This window comes from Salinisphaera sp. LB1 (assembly GCF_003177035.1).
Classification (GTDB): Bacteria; Pseudomonadota; Gammaproteobacteria; order Nevskiales; family Salinisphaeraceae; genus Salinisphaera.
In genome coordinates, this window is the sequence record NZ_CP029488.1 from 475,292 (window position 1) to 492,732 (window position 17,441).

Here is a 17,441-nt window from a genome sequence, read left to right on the forward strand (position 1 = left end):
GACGGGCGCATCGTCGGCGGCGCCCGCGGCCGCCGCTGACGTCAGCGCGACACCGGGCTCGCCGACCACGGCCCGGCGACTGGCCCTGTGCGGCGAATGCGACTGGGTGGTTTGGCTGCCGGCGCGCAGGCCGGGCCAGCGCGCCCACTGCCCACGCTGCCATCATCACCTGACCGGCACCGCGCGGCGGGATGCGCAGGCGCCGATGGCCTGCGCCATTGGTGCGCTGATCATGCTTGCTCTGGTGTTCGCGTTTCCGTTTCTCGGCTTTTCCACCCATGGCGTGGGCCACGTCATGCGCTTCGCCGATACGGCCGAGGCGTTGCTCGGCGACCATTACGGCGTGCTTGCGCTCGTGTTGCTGGCAACCACGGTGGCGTTCCCCGGCCTGTATCTCGCCGCCCTGGTCTATCTCTGCCTTGGCGCCGGCCATCAACGACTGCCGGGTGCGATACCGCTGGCCCGCCTGCTGCGACCGATCGAACCCTGGATGATGTCCGACGTATTCATCGTCGGCGTGCTGGTCAGCCTGGTCAAGATCGTATCCCTGGCCGATATCCATATCCGGGCGTCGTTCATCGCCTTTTGTATCTATTCGCTGCTGTTGCTGCGCACGGTGACACTGATCGACTGGACCGCACTCTGGGATGCGATCGCCCCGGCCCCCGAGCCGGACATGACGGCGCATGCCGGAGCCAGCGGCAGAAGCCAGTCGCTGGTCGCCTGCGGCGCTTGTGGCACGCCGTTCGTGGCCCACCCGCGCCACCGCTGCCCGCGCTGCGGCAAGCGTCATCATGTGTTCCGGGTCGATCGCATCCAGCTGACCTGGGCGCTGCTGGTTACCGCCGCGCTGCTGTATATCCCGGCCAATATCTATCCGGTACTGTCCACGGTAACCCTCGGCAATGCCCAGCCGCAGACGATCGCGGCCGGCGTCCTGCATCTGGCCGAATCCGGCGACTGGCCGATCGCGGCGGTGATCTTCGTGGCCAGCATCGTGGTGCCGGTCTCCAAGATCGTGGCCCTGGCCTGGCTCTGCATCGCCGCCCGCGGTCGGCCCGCCGCCTCGCTGGCGCGCACGCGCGCCTACCGCATCACGGAAAAAATCGGCCGCTGGTCGATGATTGACGTGTTCGTGGTCGCGGTGCTGGCGACCCTGGTTCAGGCCGGCACGCTGATGTCGATCGAACCCGGGCCCGGCGCGATCGCCTTCGCCGGCGTGGTCATCCTTACCATGATCGCGGCACTCACCTTCGACACCCGTTTACTCTGGCCCGAACGGGCCCCTGGCAATGCCTCATGAGCGATAACCCGCCCGACGATACCGCCGAAATCACCACGCCGCGCCGATGGCGTGTTTCCCCGGTCTGGCTGATCCCGCTCGCCGCCGCGCTGATCGGGGGCTGGCTGCTGTACGACAATTGGGCCTCCCGCGGCCCGGTGATCACGCTGGACATGGATACGGCCGAGGGCATTGAGGCCGGAAGCACGCAACTCAAGGTGCGCAGCGTGCAGGTCGGCCATGTCACGGGCGTGGCGCTGACCGACGACGGCCAGGGCGCGCAGGTCACCGTGCAGATGAATCCGGACACCGGCAAGCTGCTCGGCGACGGTGCGACGTTCTGGGTGGTCAAGCCGCGCGTCGGCCCACAGGGGATTTCCGGCCTGAACACCATCCTGTCGGGCGCCTACCTGCAGCTGCGCCCGGCCAAGAAACGCAGCGACAAGCGCCACTTCAACGTTCAGGACAGCCCGCCACCGATGCCCAGCAACAAGCCGGGGCTGACGGTGAAACTGATCAATTCCGGCGACAATACGTTGTCGGTGGGCGATCCGATCGTCTACCAGGGGCAGAATGTCGGCCGGATCGAGGACAGCCGATTCTCGATCGCCAGGCGCCAGACCCGCTACACCGTATTCATCAGCAAGCCCTATTCCCAGCTGATCACCCACGCCACACAGTTCTGGCTGCGCTCCGGCGTGGATTTGCATCTGGGCTCCGACGGCGTCGATGTCCGGTTGGGCTCGCTGCAGAGTGTGCTGGCCGGCGGCGTTACCTTCGGCCAGCCGGCGGACGTGGAAAGCGGCCAGCCCGCAAGCAATGACGAACGCTTCAAACTCTACGCGACGCACAATGCCGCGACCCAGGATCGCTACAAACGCCAGCTCAGATACGTGGTTCTGCTCGACGACTCGGTACGCGGGCTGAATGCCGGCGCGGCGGTCGAGTATCGCGGGCTACGCGTGGGCACAGTGGAGAAGGTCCCCTTCTATCCGCCGGATTTCAAACCCTCAAGTTTTTCGGGCTTCAAGATTCCGGTACTGATCGCCATCGAGCCACAACGCCCGAGCCTGGCCTGGGCCCGCATGACCAATAAGCAGTGGCACGAACGCAATCGACAGTTCTTTAAACACGGGCTCCGGGCAACGGTTAAATCCTCGAATCTGTTGACCGGCGCGATGTTCGTCGACCTGACCTTCGATCAACATGCCAGGAACTACGACGCGAAGAAGGTGGGCCCGTATCCGGTATTCCCCAGTGAGCCGAGCCAGATCACGAGCATCCAGCAGCAGCTGTCGAATCTCATGGACAAGCTCAACAAGCTGGACATCGGCCCGATCGTCGACCAGGTCAAGCATGCCGCGCGCACGACCAACGAGACACTGGAGCAACTGCGTCAGGCCACACACCGCATCAATGCGTTGCTGGCCGAGCCGGGCACACAGAAGCTGCCGGGGCAGCTCAGCGATACGCTGCAACAGTTGCAGCACACACTCGACAACTTCCAGCAAGGCGCGCCGGCCTATCAGCAGCTCAACCAGACCATCGACCGTCTGAACCAGGTCCTCGACAATGCCGCGCCGCTGACACGCACGCTGCGTGACCACCCCAATTCGCTGATCTTCGGCCGTCCCGACGGCAAGGACCCGGTCCCGAGGGCCCATCCATGATGCTTTTCCGCGCCTCGCTACGCCGCATCTTCACAGCCGCGACACTGGGCGTGTCGCTCATCGCGCTCACCGGCTGTGCAACGACGCAGCGTTCGCCCTCGCTGTTCGTACTGGACGCCGGCGCCAGTGCGTCGGACACCACGCCACAGCCCGGCGCACCGACCTTGATGATCGCGCCGGTCACGACTGCGTCTTATCTCGACCAGGGCGGCATCGTCTATCAGACCGGGCCGCACAAGGTCGTCATCGCCAACAACAACCGCTGGGCTTCCTCGCTTTCCCGACAGCTCACCGACGACCTCTACGCCACGCTGAACCAACGCCTGGCCGGCGTGAATGTCGTGCCCGCCAGCGGCGATCAAAACGGCCGCTTCCGGCTGCAGACGCACGTCGACCAGTTTCTAGGCCATTACGACGGCGCGGCGCATATCGCCGGGCGCTGGACGCTGGTCGGACCGAAAGGCAAGATCCTGGACGGACACGCCTTCGAAAAGACCGTCCCACTGGCCGGCGACGGCTATCCGGCACTGGTCGACAGCCTGTCCCGCGGCTGGCAGGACATTGCGCGCGGCATGGTGCGGGCACTGACGGATAAGCTCGCTTCGGCGCCACGACCCTGAGCCCGGGGTGATGGCACGCGCCGGTGCCACGATACCGGCATAAAAAAAGGCTCTTCGCGTATTTTCGGGATCGGGGCGAGCCGGATGCTGGGCTCGATAGTTATTAACCCGGCACAAAAATAGATGATTTTTCGGGTTAATAGCGCGCGTATGCGACCGTATGCTCGCCGCGGCCATCGGCCGCGAAGCCTTTGAAAATAAAAGACGGACAGGCGCCGGCTTTTATTTTTGAAGGCGTTGAAAGCAGCTGATCAAGTCAGCTGTTTTGATGCCGGATTAATAGATGGGCCGCGATACAACGGTTTACGGAATACGCCAAGCTCCGATGCGCCGTGTCTGTATTTCCGTCCCGTTGTGCGGCGACGGCGAGGCGTGGTGCCGGCGGGTGTCCGGCGCACGGCGCCGGTGCGTCCAGCCTGTTTGAGCATCGCCAAAGCGATGTGCGTTCTGGGCGCATCCCGCCGGCACCACGCCTCGACGTGAACCGGCGAAGCCGGCGCCGTGCCGGGTGCTTTTCTCTTGGTTACTTCTCGTGAGCAAGCAAGAGAAGTGACTCGCGCTGCAGCGCGAAACCGGAGTTCGGCGAAGACGCCCGGGACGGGGCTTTCCGAGCGCCTGTTCGGCGCTGCCAGCCCAGTGCACTGCTTACTCATATCTACACTTGCTTGAACGCTCGGGACCCGCAGGGCGCAATGGCCCCCGTAATCCGCGAAGAACCGAAAAAAGCAGGCCGGAGCCCGCTTTTTCCTGACGCAACCCGGGTCAGCGCTTCATGGAGTCGAAGAACTCGGCGTTGGTCTTGGTCTGCTTCATGCGATCGATGAGCAGCTCCATGGCCGCCAGGTCGTCCATGCCATGCAGGAGCTTGCGCAGCACCCACATGCGCTGCAATTCGTCCTGCGGGACCATCTTCTCTTCGCGACGGGTGCCGGACCGATTGACGTGAATGGCCGGATAGACCCGCTTCTCGGCGATACGGCGATCCAGATGAATCTCCATGTTGCCGGTGCCCTTGAACTCCTCGTAGATGACTTCGTCCATCTTGGAGCCGGTCTCGATCAGCGCGGTGGCCATGATGGTCAGGCTGCCGCCCTCTTCCACGTTACGCGCGGCACCAAAGAAGCGCTTGGGCTTCTGCAGCGCGTTGGCGTCCACGCCACCCGTGAGCACCTTGCCGGACGACGGCGCAACCGTGTTGTAGGCCCGGGCCAGACGGGTGATGGAGTCGAGCAGGATCACGACATCCTTCTTGTGCTCGACCAGACGCTTGGCCTTCTCGATCACCATGTCGGCGACCTGGACATGGCGGGAGGCGGGCTCGTCGAAGGTCGACGACACCACTTCGCCGCGTACGCCACGCTCCATCTCGGTCACTTCCTCGGGCCGCTCGTCGATCAGCAGCACGATGAGATGACAGTCCGGATGATTATGCGCGATCGACTGGGCGATGTTCTGCATCATCATCGTCTTGCCGGCCTTGGGCGGCGAGACGATCAGGCCGCGCTGGCCCTTGCCGAAGGGCGCAACCAGGTCGATGGTGCGCGCGGTGATGTCTTCGGTCGAACCGTTGCCGAGTTCCATGTGCAACCGTTCGGTCGGAAACAGCGGCGTCAGGTTCTCGAACAGCACCTTGCCCTTGGATTTCTCGGGCGGATCCTCGTTGATGTCATCGACCTTGAGCAGCGCGAAGTAGCGCTCCGATTCCTTCGGCGGCCGAATACGCCCGCGGATGTTGTCGCCCGTGCGCAGCGAAAAGCGCCGGATCTGGCTGGGCGAGACATAGATATCGTCCGGGCCGGCCATGTAGGACGACTCGTTCGAGCGCAGAAAGCCGAAGCCATCGGACAGGATCTCGAGCACGCCGTCGCCGTAGATGCGCTCACCGGACCTGGCATGCGCCTTGAGCATGGCGAAGATGAGGTCCTGCTTGCGCAGCCGCGAGATATTGTCCAGGTCCATGTCCTGGGCCATCTCCATCAACTCGGCGGCCGTCTTGCGCTTGAGTTCGGTCAGATTGAGAATCGGTCCATCCCCGGCGACGCCGGCATAGGCTTCGAATTCCGCCTCGTCGATGTCCTCGTTGGGCGGATTGTTCGGCCCCTTGTTACCGCCGGACCGACCGCGATTCCCGCTGCTGCTCTTCTTATTATTATTATTATTATTGTTGTTGTTACCAGAGCCGCCGCCATTGCTGTTCTTGCGACGCCGGCCTCGACGGTTGTTGTTGCCGCCGTTGCCGCCGGTACCACCGTTGTTGTTATTCGAAGGGGTGGAATCCTTGGACTGGCGTTCTTCAACAGTTTCTTCGGACACGGTTATATACGCTCGTTCGGGATATGTCGTCGCCGGGTCGGGCAACGATTCAAGGATGGATGTTCGATGCGTGCCGCCAATCGCCCTCGGCGGCACGCGGGTCGAATCAGACTAGATATGCTGATCGACGAATTCGGCAAGCTGGCTCTTGGAGACAGCGCCGACCTTGGTGCCGGCCACTTCGCCGTCCTTGAACAGCATCAGGGTCGGAATACCGCGAATACCATAGCGCGGCGGGGTGTCGGGGTTTTCGTCGACATTAAGCTTGGCGATCGTCAGCTTGCCTTCGTATTGATCGGCGAGCTCGTCGAGCACCGGGGCGATCTGCTTGCATGGACCACACCACTCGGCCCAGTAATCGACCAGGACAGGGCCCTTGGCCGACAGCACGTCGTTTTCAAAGCTGTCGTCACTGACTTTGACGATATTTTCACTCATGGAGCGTCCTCACATCCGAGCAGGACAAATATGGAATCGGGTTGATCGGCTTTCGATCCGTCGAAGGAGCAAAGCCTCAAACACCTAACTAAGGGCGCGGGAAAAGTTTGCAAGCTTGCGAAGCCCTGCGACCCGGTCGTCACGGCTACAAACTGTTATAGTGCGGGTTGCACAAAACAAGCGCCGGAAAGCGAGTTGATGCAACTCGAGCGTGCAACGGTTTGTTGCATGCATAATCTTCGCTTGTATTGGAGCTAATCTCAAGCATTTTTTCAACCCTTTTTTTCCGGGCCCTGTTCATGTTTCGTACGAGATCCGCGCCGCGGGCGCTGATCCTGCCCGGCGTGGCGCGGGCGGCCGAGCATGGCCGCACCGCGCGCGATGCCGGCCCGACGGCGTTGTGGCGCTGCTTGTTTACAGGCGGACACCACGCCGCCGGACAACGCCGATACGGCCGCAATGCATCGTTGCGGCGCGCCTGTGCGGGCCTACACTGTGTCCGCAGCACCAAACAAGGCCTGCCGTGTCATCGATGTGAAGCGGGCGCGAACGGAACTTCAAACAGCCCTTAAACCGCCGACCCCGGCGCGATGAGAATTCAATGAGCGATACCGAAACAGTCGACGACGCCACCCCGCGCAAGCTGGTCACCGACACCCGCCTCGACGCGCTCGGCCTGCATGACAGCATTGTATCGGGTCTGAACACGCGGGGCTTTACCCATGCCACCCCGATCCAGGCCGAGACCCTGCCGCTGGCGCTCGCCGGCGTCGACATTGCCGGCCAGGCGCATACCGGCACCGGCAAGACCGCCGCTTTCCTGCTGGCCACCCTCGACCGGCTGATCCGGCAGGCGCCGGAACCCAGCGAGCATGCCCCCTCCGGCGCGGCACAGCCCCGAGCCCTGATTCTGGCACCGACGCGCGAGCTGGCCGACCAGATCTATCAGGATGCGTTGCCGCTGGCTGCCGACACAGGCCTTAAATGCGTGGTCTGTTATGGCGGGACGGGCTACGACACCCAGCGCGAGGCGATCGCGGCAGGCGTGGATATCCTGATCGGCACGCCGGGCCGCTTGATCGACTATTACAAGCAGAAGATCTATACGCTCAAGGCGATCGAGGTCGCCGTGCTGGACGAGGCCGATCGCATGTTCGACCTCGGCTTCATCGACGATATCCGCTACATGTTACGCAAGATGCCGCCCCCCGGGCGGCGCCAGAACCTGCTGTTCTCGGCCACCCTGTCGCATCGCGTACTCGAGCTCGCCTACGAGCACATGAACGATCCGAAGCTGGTACGCACCGATACCGAAACGGTCAATATCGGCGCCATCGAGCAGAAGCTCTATCACGTCTCCAAGGACGACAAGCTCGCACTGCTGATCGGCGTCCTGCGGCGCATCGGCGACGGGCGCACGCTGATCTTCATCAATACCAAGCGCATGGCCGAGCGCATTCAGGACACGCTGATCGCCAATGGCTTCAATGCGGCGACCCTGTCCGGCGACGTGGCACAGAACAAGCGGCTGCGCCTGCTGGAGGAATTCAAGACCGGCCAACTCCCGATCATGGTCGCCACCGACGTCGCGGCCCGCGGCCTGCACATCCCGGATGTGTCGCATGTGATCAACTTCGATCTGCCGCAGGACGCCCAGGACTACGTCCATCGCATCGGCCGGACGGCACGGGCCGGCAACACCGGGCAGGCCATCTCCTTCGCCTGCGAGGAGTACGTCTACTCGCTGCCCGACATCGAGGCCTACATCGAGCACAAGATCGATGCCGAGATGCCGACCGAGGACGCGTTCGTGCGCGATTACACCCGCGCGCCGCAGCGCAAGCGCAAGCCGCGCAGCGGCGGCAACAACCGGCGGCGCGGCGGTAACGGCAATCGGCGATCCCCGGGCGGCCGCTGATTGGCCGCATACGGCTTGTGCCCGATAACAGGGCCGGTATGATGCAGTGTTTTACTGCGAACGTTACTGCCTAGGCCATGGAGATCACCCGCGAACTGCTTGACGCCGTCTGTCGCATCGCCGTCGAGGCCGGCGCCAGGACGCTGCCGATCTACCGCAGCGATTTCGACGTCATCACCAAGGACGACGACAGCCCGCTGACCCAGGCCGACCTCGCCGCACACCGCGTGATCGCCGCCGAATTGTCGGCCCTGACCCCGGACACGCCCCAGCTGTCCGAGGAAGGCGCCGACATCGACTACGACACGCGCTCGGAATGGCGCGAGTACTGGCTGGTCGATCCGCTGGACGGGACCAAGGAATTCGTCAATCGCAACGATCAGTTCACCGTCAATATCGCACTGATCAAGGACGGCCGGCCGGTATTGGGCGCCGTCTATGCGCCGGCACTCGATACGCTGTGGTTCGGCGCGAACGGCCTCGGTGCCTTCCGCCGCGAGGGCGACGGCGAAATCCAGCCCATCCGGGTCAGCCCGGCCCACATGGATAAACCGCGTATTCTGGTGTCGCGCTCGCATCGCTCGGACGCCATCGAACGCCTGCTGGCCGATATGGACGACTACGAACCCGTGAGCATGGGCTCGTCGCTGAAATTCTGCGTAATCGCGGAGGGCGCGGCCGATTTCTATCCCCGGCTCGGCCCCACCAGCGAATGGGATACCGCGGCCGGTCACGCCGTGCTCAAGGCCGCCGGCGGCCAGGTCACCGATGCCCGCGGCCGGCCATTGCGCTACAACGAAACCGACAGTCTGCTCAACGACTGGTTCATCGCCTACGGCGACGCGAGCCACGACTGGCTGGCCTACGTTCCCAAATAGGACCGCGGTACGAAACCGGGGTGTCAGGTTTCGATTGACGGATCCTGGGCGATCAGCAGGCTGCAATCGAGCCGGTCGAGCAACGAGGCCCCGACCGAGCCCTGCCACCAGCGCGCGAGGACGCCCCGCCGCTGATGCCCCACGATCACCAGATCCACGGCGAGCTCACTCGCCAGTTTCGCGATCTGATGGGCAGGCTCGCCCACCCGGACATAACCCTGGGCGTCGATCCCCTTGGCCTTGAGCATGTCCACCCCCTCGGCCAGGATATTCTCCACCCGCTCACGCTCGGACTCGTACATGCTTTCGGTGTAAAACCCCTCGGCGGCAGCCACCGCGCCCGTCAACGGTACGACGGCCAGCAGATGCGTCCGGACCTCGCCCGCACCGAGCAGCGGCAACGACCGGCGCAAAGCGATCCGCCCCTGTTCGCTGCCGTCGTAGGCCAGAAGAATGGTGTCGAAGTTCTGCATAAGGCCCTGGCGAACCATCAAGTCTGTAATTGCTTGATACCACGCTCCGGCCCCTCCCGTCATTTAACCGTTTGTTTACCCCAAGCTGGGCCGGCTGGCGGCAGCCGTCATTTCGATCCGGGACTGAACGGCAACGGATTTCGGCGTGCCGTCGATGGAGCCGATATACCAGGCGCCCGGTCCCGCAAGCGTCACTCGCGCCGACTCGCCACCCGCCGAACGGTGCAGGCATGACACCGATGGGGCGCCCGATGGCGACAGTCGTTTTATCGCTCCGGCTTCGGTACCGATCGTTGTCTGGATAATCTATAGTCAAACCGCCCGTAGACGAGTTCGCTGCATGGGCCCCGGCCCTGTTTCGAAGATATTCGAAGCCCGGAGGACAGCAACGAAAACCGCCGACTGACCCGGAAACCGCTCGGTTACCCGTCGGTTGCCGTCAACAACAGACCGTGTTGCCGCCGCTCATCGTCACAACACCCTTCGACCTCTGCATTCCGCCCCTGGAGATCAGACCCCATGACAGGCGCATTACGCATCCGGCCACTGCTGACGGCCACCCATCGTTATGAAAAGACCGTGTCCACGCGCGGCCACGGCCGCGGCATCTACATCGATGCCCCCATCCTGGCTTATCTGATCGAAACGCCCAACGGCCGCATCCTGTTCGATGTCGGCTGTGACTATCACAAGATCGCGACGCCGGAACTGCGCGCGCGTTATCTGGAACCGATGCGGCCGACCTTCGAAGTGCCCGAGATGTCGCAGACCCAGCGCATCCCCGAGTATCTTCGCCGCCTGAGCCTGACGGTAGCCGATATCGATCTGGTCTTCCTCAGCCATCTGCACTTCGACCATGCCGGCGGGCTGTGCGATGTGCCCGGCTGCGAGGTGCATATTCATCGCGACGAAGTCGCGGCGGCGGACACCGGCGAGGTCAGCGGTATCTTCGCCGACGAAATCGCCGACCGTGAAAACTGGCGTATCCAGCCGGCGGAATACTCGCTTGCCCCCGGTATCCGGGCGATCGAGACCCCGGGCCATACCGCCGGCCATATGTCGTTGTTGATCGAGCTGCCCAAAGGGCCACCGGTCATCCTGTGCGGCGACGCCGCGGACCTGATGGAAAACCTGGACGAGGAAATCGCCCCGGGCTATTGCTGGCAGGATCGCGAAACCGACGCCGTCGACAGCATCCGACGGCTAAAGCAGTTGGCCACCAGCGAGGGCGCCGATCTCTGGCCCAATCACGACTTCGACTTCTATCGCACGCTACCGCCCTTTCCGGGCTTTCGTGAATGATCCGGGCGACTGCAACCGCACTCTCGGGCTGCAAACCCGGCACGCCGCCTGTCCTCTTGCTTGAGCACCAGTCTCAAGGGCGCCGCATCGCACCGGCGATTCTCACCCGGGGCATGGCCCGGCAACGTTCGGCGCCTCACAGAGTTGTCCGATGCGCCACGGATGGGTCGAACGCTCGATGCGCCATCCCTCGGCCGCACGGCCGACGTAGCTGATCTCGGTGGCCGCCCGCTCGGCAAGCGCTGCGGTCGACAGTTCGTCGGGTGATGCCAGAAGCTCGTGATCGGCGCCCAGCAGCGGGCGGGGCCGGATCAGGAATGCGTGCGCCCCCTGCTGCAACCAGACCGGGAGGCCGGTTTCGTCCAGACGGGCGCTCTCGCTCGCGGCATCACCCGACGCCACCTTCTCCCAGCGTTCAAGATAGCGGCCATCCGGATGGCGTTCCTCGAGCAGACGGTCGGATAGAAACCGCATCGCGCCGATGTCCTTGTCCCGCCCCGGCGCCATATCCACCAGCCGGTGCCAGGTACAGAAACGGCCCTCGACAATGGTACGCCCGGCAAAGGCGGTCAGCCCGGCAATCCAGGCTAGCCGCGCACGATCACAGTCGGCGAGGCTATGGATGCCGGTGAAATCCGGGCTATCGACCGGTATCCGGAGATCGGCATGCCAGCAGGCCGTCTGCAGCCAATACACCTCGGTCGCCGTATCCTCCAGCAATGCACGGCCCGCGGCCGGCTCGACATAACGCCGGCGTCGCCACAGGCCGCGATAGTGCGCCGGGACCGCGCTCACGAAACGCCGCTACGGCGAGCGTAGCGGCCAGCGGTCGCCGTGATCCCGCCACGCGCCCGGCACGCCTGCCGAGGGTTGAAGATCCGGATGGCCCGAGCATGGAGAATCGTGCTGGCCTGCCGTGGTTCCCGGTTCGCTGCCCCATCCCGCGCGGCCCATGCAAACGCCTCGGCGCGGGCGTCGATAGCGCCACTGAGCAGATCGCCGATGTCGACAGCGGGAACGGTCGTGAAGCCGGCGGGCTGTCCGGGATTCATCAGCACGCCTCCTGCCCGGTCCGGGATGCCAGCCAGCCACGCCAACCGCCGTAGGTCGTGATTTCGATGACCTCACCCTGGGACTGCAGGGCTCCGGCGGCACAGATGAAACCGGTCACCGAACGGCCGTCCACGAGTTCGATGCGGCCCAGACCGAGGGGCGCTGGAATACCTGCAAGGAAGCTGCCGAGGCTGGCCATGGGCAGCCGCCACAATTCGACGGCGATCGCACGGCCCGTCTCGGCATCCTCGATCAGCGCCGGGCGCGGCGGCCGGTCGGCGGTGAGCGCGAACAATCGATAACGCGGCGCGGTTTTGGTAATCGCCGTACGCTTGCCGCCGCGCTCCACCAACTGATGGTTCAGGGCCAACCCGTCGAGATGAGCGCCGCAAACCGCGATTTCGAGCGTGCCATCGCTCGCCGCCGGCAACGCTGGCAGCGCCGGGCGCGCTTGGCCGGTCGCGCCGAGCGGCAGGGCCAGCCGTGCTTCCAGCGCGCGCGCCAGACTCAACAACGACAGATCGGCAAACGCCGGGCCGAACAGCGTCACCCCGCCCGGGCGCCCGTTGTCGCCGATCGCGACCGGCACGGCCAGTGCACTGTAATCGAGCAGGTTCATGAAATTGGTCCACGTGCCGAGCCGGGTATTGATTGCCAGCGGCTCGGCGGTCACCTCGGCCTTGCTCGGATGCGTCACAGTCGTCGGCGCGAGCATCACATCCACCGCGGCCAGCAGACGATCGGCCGCCCGCTTGTACTCGACCAGGCGATAACCGGCATCGAAGACATCCAGCGCGCTCAGCGCCCGGCCGCCTTCGATCACCTGACGGGTGACCGGATGCAACGCCTCGGGCTCGCGCTCGATCAGCGTTCGCACTGCATGGTAGCGTTCGGCGACCCAGGGCCCGCCATAAAGCAGCTGCGCGGCCGCCAGCATCGGGCTGCAGTCGATCTCGACCGGTTCGCCACCGAGCGCGCGCAGTTGACCGATCGCCGTCTCCATGCAGTGGGTATAAGCGGCATCGGTCTGCCATTGCTCGCCCCGTGGCACACCGAAACGAAATGACGCCGGCGCCTGACCATAGCACTGCCCGGCGACGGCGAAATCGTGGTGGCGCGACTCGGCGCAGTCGGCGTCGAAGACCGCCGCCACATCGAGAATCGCCGCCGCATCGTCGGCGGTCAGCGCGAATAGACTGACGGTATCGATGCTGCGACAAGCCGGCACCACCCCGCGATTGCTCAGCAATCCCACGGTGGGCTTCAGGCCGAACAGATTGTTGAAACAGGCCGGCACCCGGCCGGAACCGGCGGTATCGGTACCCAGCGCAAAGCTGACCTGGCCGGCCGCGGTGGCCACCGCCGAACCGCTGCTGGAACCGCCCGGGATATAGTCGGGATCGAAGGCATTGCCCGGCACGCCGTATTCGGCCGGGGCGCGCTCGCCAACCAGGCCGGTCGCGAACTGATCGAGATTGGTCTTGCCGAGCGGAATCGCCCCGGCCGCGATCAGCTGCTCGACCACGAAGGCATGCCGCTCGGGCACATAGGCAAACGCCGGGCAGCCTGCCGTGGTCGGGATGCCGGCCAGGTCGATGTTGTCCTTGATCGCGAACGGCAGGCCATAAAGTGGCTTGCTGTCCGGCGATTCGCCGTCGAGCGCGGCCAGATAGGGTTCGAGCTCATCGGCGCTCAAGCGCCGGATCCAGGTCGGATCGGCGCCGCGCTCGGCGGCGTCGGCCAGAAGCCCGGCCACCAGCGTTCTCGGGGTGAGTTCGCCGCGGCGATAGGCGGCATGCAGCGTATGCTGGGTCAGATCGCGGCAGGTCATGCCGAGGCCTCCGTGTTGGCGTCGAGGATTACCACCGGCTGGCCGGCCGTGACCGCCCCACCCTCGGCGATCGGCAGGCGCGCGATCCGGCCGGGGCCGCGGGCCACGATCTCCACTTCCATTTTCATGGATTCCACCAGCGCCACGACCTGGCCCTCGGCGACCTCGTCGCCCAGCGCGACCTTCAGCTTCCACAAACTGCCCGCCACCGGGCTATCGACGGCTGCTTCGTGGGCCGCCAGCTCGGCGGTTTCGCTGGTCTCGGGGACGTGGTCTTCGAAGGTGAACTGGCCGTTGGCACGCCAGCGCGCCATTTCCTCGGCGAACGCGGCCTCGCGTTTTTCCTGGAAGGCCGTGATCGCTTCCTCGGTGCCGGCCAGATTGCGCTCGTACTCGGCCAGCGAGAAGCGCACGGTTTCGGTCTCAAGATCGAAGCGCCCGTGCAGGAATTCGGTCCGGATCGCCATCAGCTCGTCATGCGTCACTTCGTAGAAAGACAGCTGATCGAAGAAGCGCAGCAGCCAGGGCTTGTTGAAATGCCGGGTCTCGCGATAGCGATTCCACATCTGCAGAGTCCGGCCGACGAACTGGTAACCGCCCGGGCCTTCCATGCCGTACACACAGAGATAGGCGCCGCCGATACCCACCGAGTTCTCGGCGGTCCAGGTCCGGGCCGGGTTGTATTTGGTGGTGACCAGACGCTGGCGCGGATCCAGCGGGGTCGCCACCGGCGCGCCCAGATAGACATCGCCCAGGCCCATGACCAGATAGCGGGCATTGAACAGGATGTCGCGGATCTCGGCCTCGCTGTCCAGGCCGTTGATGCGCCGGATGAAATCCAGATTGCTGGGGCACCAGGGCGCATCCGGGCGCACACTGCGCTGGTATTTCTCGATCGCCTCGCGGCAGGCCGGGTCGTCCCAGGACAGCGGCAGATGCACCAGCCGCGACTCCACTTCCAGATCTTCGACTTCGCGCAACTCGCGCTCGGCGGCCTCGAGATGGGCCAGCAGCGCCGGCAGCGTCAGCCGATTGGGATCGTAGTGGATCTGCAGCGAACGGATGCCCGGCGTGAGTTCGGCCCTACCCTCGATCGGATGTGCCTGCAGCCAAAGCATCCAGGCATGGGCCCGAAAACGCAGCGCGATATCCAGCGTCATCTCGCCGAATTCGATCAGCAGGAAATCGTCGCCGGCACGGCGGTAGACCAGCTTTTCGCCCGCGGTAGCGGCATCGAGTTCGCGCAGTATCGGCGTCCCGCGATCGACGACTCGCTTCGGTTCGGCCGCCGCGGCAAGTGTATCGATCACGGCGCGCTGACGTGCCTCGAGTGCCCGGGCCGTCTCCAGCGAAACCGGCACGAACCGCACCGTATCGCCGGCGGCCAGTTGACCGAGTTTCCAGCGCTCGGCGCGCACGGTCGTGGCCGGGCAGACGAAGCCGCCGAGCGACGGCCCGTCGGGCCCGAGTATGACCGGCATGTCGCCGGTGAAATCGAGGGTGCCGAAGGCATAAGCATTGTCATGGATGTTCGACGGGTGCAGGCCGGCCTCGCCGCCGGTCTCGCGCGCCCATTCCGGCCGCGGACCGATCAGACGGATACCGGTCCGGCTGGAATTGAAATGCACTTCCCAGTCATGGCCGAAAATCGTGTCGATATCGGCTTCGGTGAAAAAATCCGGCGCGCCGTGCGGACCGTACAGCACGGCGACGTCCCAGTGCCGGGTGCCTTCGCCGGGCGCGCCGAAGACCGGGCGCAGTTCCGGGGCGAGGCGGCGGGCCGGCACCGGATCGACCGCCGTCAACGGCAGGGTATCGCCGGTACGCAGGGCACGCCCCGCGTGACCGCCGAACTGGCCGAGGGTGAAGGTGGATCGCGAGCCGAGATAGCGCGGGCAATCGATGCCGCCCGCAATCAGCAGATTGCAGCGCGCCCCGCCTTGAACACGGCCGAGCGCGAGCGTGGCGCCGGCCGGCACATCGATCACCTGCCAGGTCTCGACTTCGGCGCCGTCCAGATGGGCTTCGATAGCCGCTCCGGCCAGCACGACCTGGGTTGCCCGATTGAAGCGCAGGGTCGGCCCGGCAAGCGTGATCTCGAGGCCGGCGGCATCGGCTGGATTACCCAGCAGCCGGTTGCCGAGCGCGAATGAGAAATCATCGAACGGCCCGGAAGGCGGCACACCCACATCCCAGTGGCCGAGCCGGCCCGGCAGATCCTGAATCGTGGTCAGCGGGCCGGCGTCGAGCACTTCAAACGTCGGCGGCGCCCAGTCGAGAGCGCCCAGCCAGCGGGTATGGATATCCGCCGCGGCGAATCGCGTATCGCGCAGCACATGCGCCAGCCAGCTCAGATTGGTTTCGATGCCATAGACCCGACTGGCGTCCAGCACCTCGGCCAGCCGTGCCCGCGCGCTGTCGCGGTCGGTGCGATGCACGATCACCTTGGCCAGCATCGGGTCAAACAGCGGCGAGACTTCCAGCCCGGCCTCGATCGAATGATCGATGCGCAGATCGCCGGCCTCGGGAAACTCGACTGCCGTCAACAAGCCGGCGCTGGGCCTAAAATCGTGGTGCGGATCCTCGGCATACAGCCGGGCCTGGATGGCATGCCCGGTCGGCGTCAGATCGCGGGTCAGCGCGGCCAGATCGAGGGCCTCGCCAGCGCCGAGCCGCAGCATCCAGTCGATGATATCCACGCTCCAGACCGCTTCGGTGACGCCGTGCTCGACCTGCAGGCGGGTATTGACCTCGAGGAAAAAGAAGGCCTCGCGGGCCGCATCGTAGATGAACTCCACGGTGCCGGCGCTACGATAGTTTACCGACTCGCCGAGGGCGATGGCCGTGGCATGCAGCTCGCGGCGTACAACCTCGTTCAAGGCCGGCGCCGGACATTCCTCGATCACTTTCTGATTGCGGCGCTGGGTGGAACAATCGCGCTCGCCGAGGGCGATGACCGTGCCCTGCCCGTCGCCGAATATCTGGACTTCCAGATGCCGCGCCCGGGCGATATAGGCCTCGACGAATACCCCGGCATCGCCGAAATTGCGCTGCCCGAGGCCGCGGACCGACTCAAAGGCCCCTACCAGCCCGGCCTCGTCTTCGCAGACCTGCATGCCGATCCCGCCGCCACCGGCCGTGGACTTGAGCATGACCGGATAGCCGACTCGGGCCGCTTCGCGTTGGGCTGTCTCAACATCGTGCAGCAGCCCCGAACCCGGCACCAGAGGCACGCCCGCGGCTTCGGCCAGGCGGCGCGCCTCGTGCTTGAGGCCGAAAGCGCGGACCTGCTCGGCGGTGGGGCCAAGGAAGACCAGACCCGCGTCTTCGCAGGCCGCAATGAAGTCTTCGTTTTCCGACAGAAATCCATAGCCCGGATGAATCGCCCCGGCGCCGGCCGAGGCCGCAATGTCGAGCAGTTTGTCGCGATCGAGATAGGTTTCGGCGGCGCTGCCCGCGCCGAGCGAGTAGGCCTCGTCGGCCGTTTGCACGAACGGCGCATCGCGGTCGGCCTCGGCATAGACCGCGACCGAGCCGATGCCGGCCGCGCGCAGGCTGCGCTGGATGCGGGTGGCGATGGCACCACGGTTGGCAATCAGAACTTTGTTGAACATGGCTCGATTTCGCTAGTCGCGGGTCGTCCCGCGGAAGTTCGCAACGCCA

The 17,441-nt window shown here is 64.9% G+C and carries 13 protein-coding genes; 6 read left to right on the forward strand and 7 right to left on the reverse strand.

What is annotated here, in order from left to right:
• Positions 1-85 precede the first annotated feature (85 nt).
• From SALB1_RS02065 to SALB1_RS02075, 3 genes are read left to right on the forward strand one after another with little or no spacing between them, the layout of a single operon-like run.
• A complete protein-coding gene (locus SALB1_RS02065; RefSeq protein ID WP_370453240.1) occupies positions 86-1,303 on the forward strand; it encodes a PqiA/YebS family transporter subunit in 1,218 nt (405 codons plus the stop codon).
• Positions 1,300-2,952 (forward strand): intermembrane transport protein PqiB, encoded by a 1,653-nt coding sequence (gene pqiB / locus SALB1_RS02070; protein WP_109992350.1) that lies wholly within the window; start codon positions 1,300-1,302, stop codon positions 2,950-2,952. Before SALB1_RS02065 ends, pqiB begins: the two co-directional genes overlap by 4 nt.
• Entirely contained in the window at positions 2,949-3,572 is a 624-nt protein-coding gene (locus tag SALB1_RS02075) for a membrane integrity-associated transporter subunit PqiC (protein ID WP_109992351.1), read from the forward strand. The genes pqiB and SALB1_RS02075 overlap by 4 nt, the downstream gene beginning before the upstream one ends.
• Positions 3,573-4,334: 762 nt before the next feature.
• On the opposite strand, the gene rho is transcribed toward SALB1_RS02075, so the two are convergent.
• Entirely contained in the window at positions 4,335-5,549 is a 1,215-nt protein-coding gene (gene rho / locus SALB1_RS02080; RefSeq protein WP_199678889.1) for a transcription termination factor Rho, read from the reverse strand.
• A 447-nt stretch (positions 5,550-5,996) separates the two neighbouring features.
• Positions 5,997-6,323: a thioredoxin TrxA gene (trxA, locus tag SALB1_RS02085; protein WP_109992352.1), complete on the reverse strand. Its 327-nt coding sequence runs from the start codon at positions 6,321-6,323 to the stop codon at positions 5,997-5,999.
• 601 nt (positions 6,324-6,924) lie between these two features.
• On the opposite strand from trxA, the gene SALB1_RS02090 reads away from it, so the two are divergent.
• Complete coding sequence (locus tag SALB1_RS02090; protein WP_109992353.1) at positions 6,925-8,241, forward strand: DEAD/DEAH box helicase; 1,317 nt, start codon at positions 6,925-6,927, stop codon at positions 8,239-8,241.
• Positions 8,242-8,318: 77 nt separating this feature from the next.
• Positions 8,319-9,119, forward strand: a complete 801-nt coding sequence (gene cysQ / locus SALB1_RS02095) for a 3'(2'),5'-bisphosphate nucleotidase CysQ (RefSeq protein ID WP_109992354.1) — start codon at positions 8,319-8,321, stop codon at positions 9,117-9,119.
• Between the two features lie 23 nt (positions 9,120-9,142).
• Here cysQ and SALB1_RS02100 read toward each other — a convergent pair whose 3' ends face one another.
• Positions 9,143-9,592, reverse strand: a complete 450-nt coding sequence (locus tag SALB1_RS02100) for a universal stress protein (protein ID WP_158590588.1) — start codon at positions 9,590-9,592, stop codon at positions 9,143-9,145.
• Positions 9,593-10,111: 519 nt separating this feature from the next.
• On the opposite strand from SALB1_RS02100, the gene SALB1_RS02105 reads away from it, so the two are divergent.
• Complete coding sequence (locus SALB1_RS02105; RefSeq protein ID WP_109992356.1) at positions 10,112-10,894, forward strand: N-acyl homoserine lactonase family protein; 783 nt, start codon at positions 10,112-10,114, stop codon at positions 10,892-10,894.
• Between the two features lie 102 nt (positions 10,895-10,996).
• Here the strand turns inward: SALB1_RS02105 and SALB1_RS02110 are convergent, their stop codons facing one another.
• Genes SALB1_RS02110 through uca form a run of 4 tightly spaced genes read right to left on the reverse strand, consistent with a single transcriptional unit; the run spans position 10,997 to position 17,392 of the window.
• Entirely contained in the window at positions 10,997-11,689 is a 693-nt protein-coding gene (locus tag SALB1_RS02110; RefSeq protein ID WP_109992357.1) for a hypothetical protein, read from the reverse strand.
• Positions 11,686-11,946: a hypothetical protein gene (locus SALB1_RS02115; protein WP_145961218.1), complete on the reverse strand. Its 261-nt coding sequence runs from the start codon at positions 11,944-11,946 to the stop codon at positions 11,686-11,688. Before SALB1_RS02115 ends, SALB1_RS02110 begins: the two co-directional genes overlap by 4 nt.
• Complete coding sequence (gene atzF, locus SALB1_RS02120) at positions 11,946-13,778, reverse strand: allophanate hydrolase (RefSeq protein ID WP_109992359.1); 1,833 nt, start codon at positions 13,776-13,778, stop codon at positions 11,946-11,948. The genes SALB1_RS02115 and atzF overlap by 1 nt, the downstream gene beginning before the upstream one ends.
• Complete coding sequence (uca, locus tag SALB1_RS02125; protein WP_109992360.1) at positions 13,775-17,392, reverse strand: urea carboxylase; 3,618 nt, start codon at positions 17,390-17,392, stop codon at positions 13,775-13,777. The genes atzF and uca overlap by 4 nt, the downstream gene beginning before the upstream one ends.
• Positions 17,393-17,441 lie beyond the last annotated feature (49 nt).

Bases quoted from the DNA above. Each gene is read 5' to 3' on its own strand.
- atzF (WP_109992359.1), bottom strand. From the start codon at position 13,778: ATGACCTGCCGCGATCTGACCCAGCATACGCTGCATGCCGCCTATCGC.
- uca (WP_109992360.1), bottom strand. From the start codon at position 17,392: ATGTTCAACAAAGTTCTGATTGCCAACCGTGGTGCCATCGCCACCCGC.
- trxA (WP_109992352.1), bottom strand. From the start codon at position 6,323: ATGAGTGAAAATATCGTCAAAGTCAGTGACGACAGCTTTGAAAACGAC.
- SALB1_RS02090 (WP_109992353.1), top strand. From the start codon at position 6,925: ATGAGCGATACCGAAACAGTCGACGACGCCACCCCGCGCAAGCTGGTC.
- SALB1_RS02100 (WP_158590588.1), bottom strand. From the start codon at position 9,592: ATGCAGAACTTCGACACCATTCTTCTGGCCTACGACGGCAGCGAACAG.
- cysQ (WP_109992354.1), top strand. From the start codon at position 8,319: ATGGAGATCACCCGCGAACTGCTTGACGCCGTCTGTCGCATCGCCGTC.
- pqiB (WP_109992350.1), top strand. From the start codon at position 1,300: ATGAGCGATAACCCGCCCGACGATACCGCCGAAATCACCACGCCGCGC.
- rho (WP_199678889.1), bottom strand. From the start codon at position 5,549: ATGGAGATGGCCCAGGACATGGACCTGGACAATATCTCGCGGCTGCGC.
- SALB1_RS02115 (WP_145961218.1), bottom strand. From the start codon at position 11,946: ATGAATCCCGGACAGCCCGCCGGCTTCACGACCGTTCCCGCTGTCGAC.
- SALB1_RS02075 (WP_109992351.1), top strand. From the start codon at position 2,949: ATGATGCTTTTCCGCGCCTCGCTACGCCGCATCTTCACAGCCGCGACA.
- SALB1_RS02105 (WP_109992356.1), top strand. From the start codon at position 10,112: ATGACAGGCGCATTACGCATCCGGCCACTGCTGACGGCCACCCATCGT.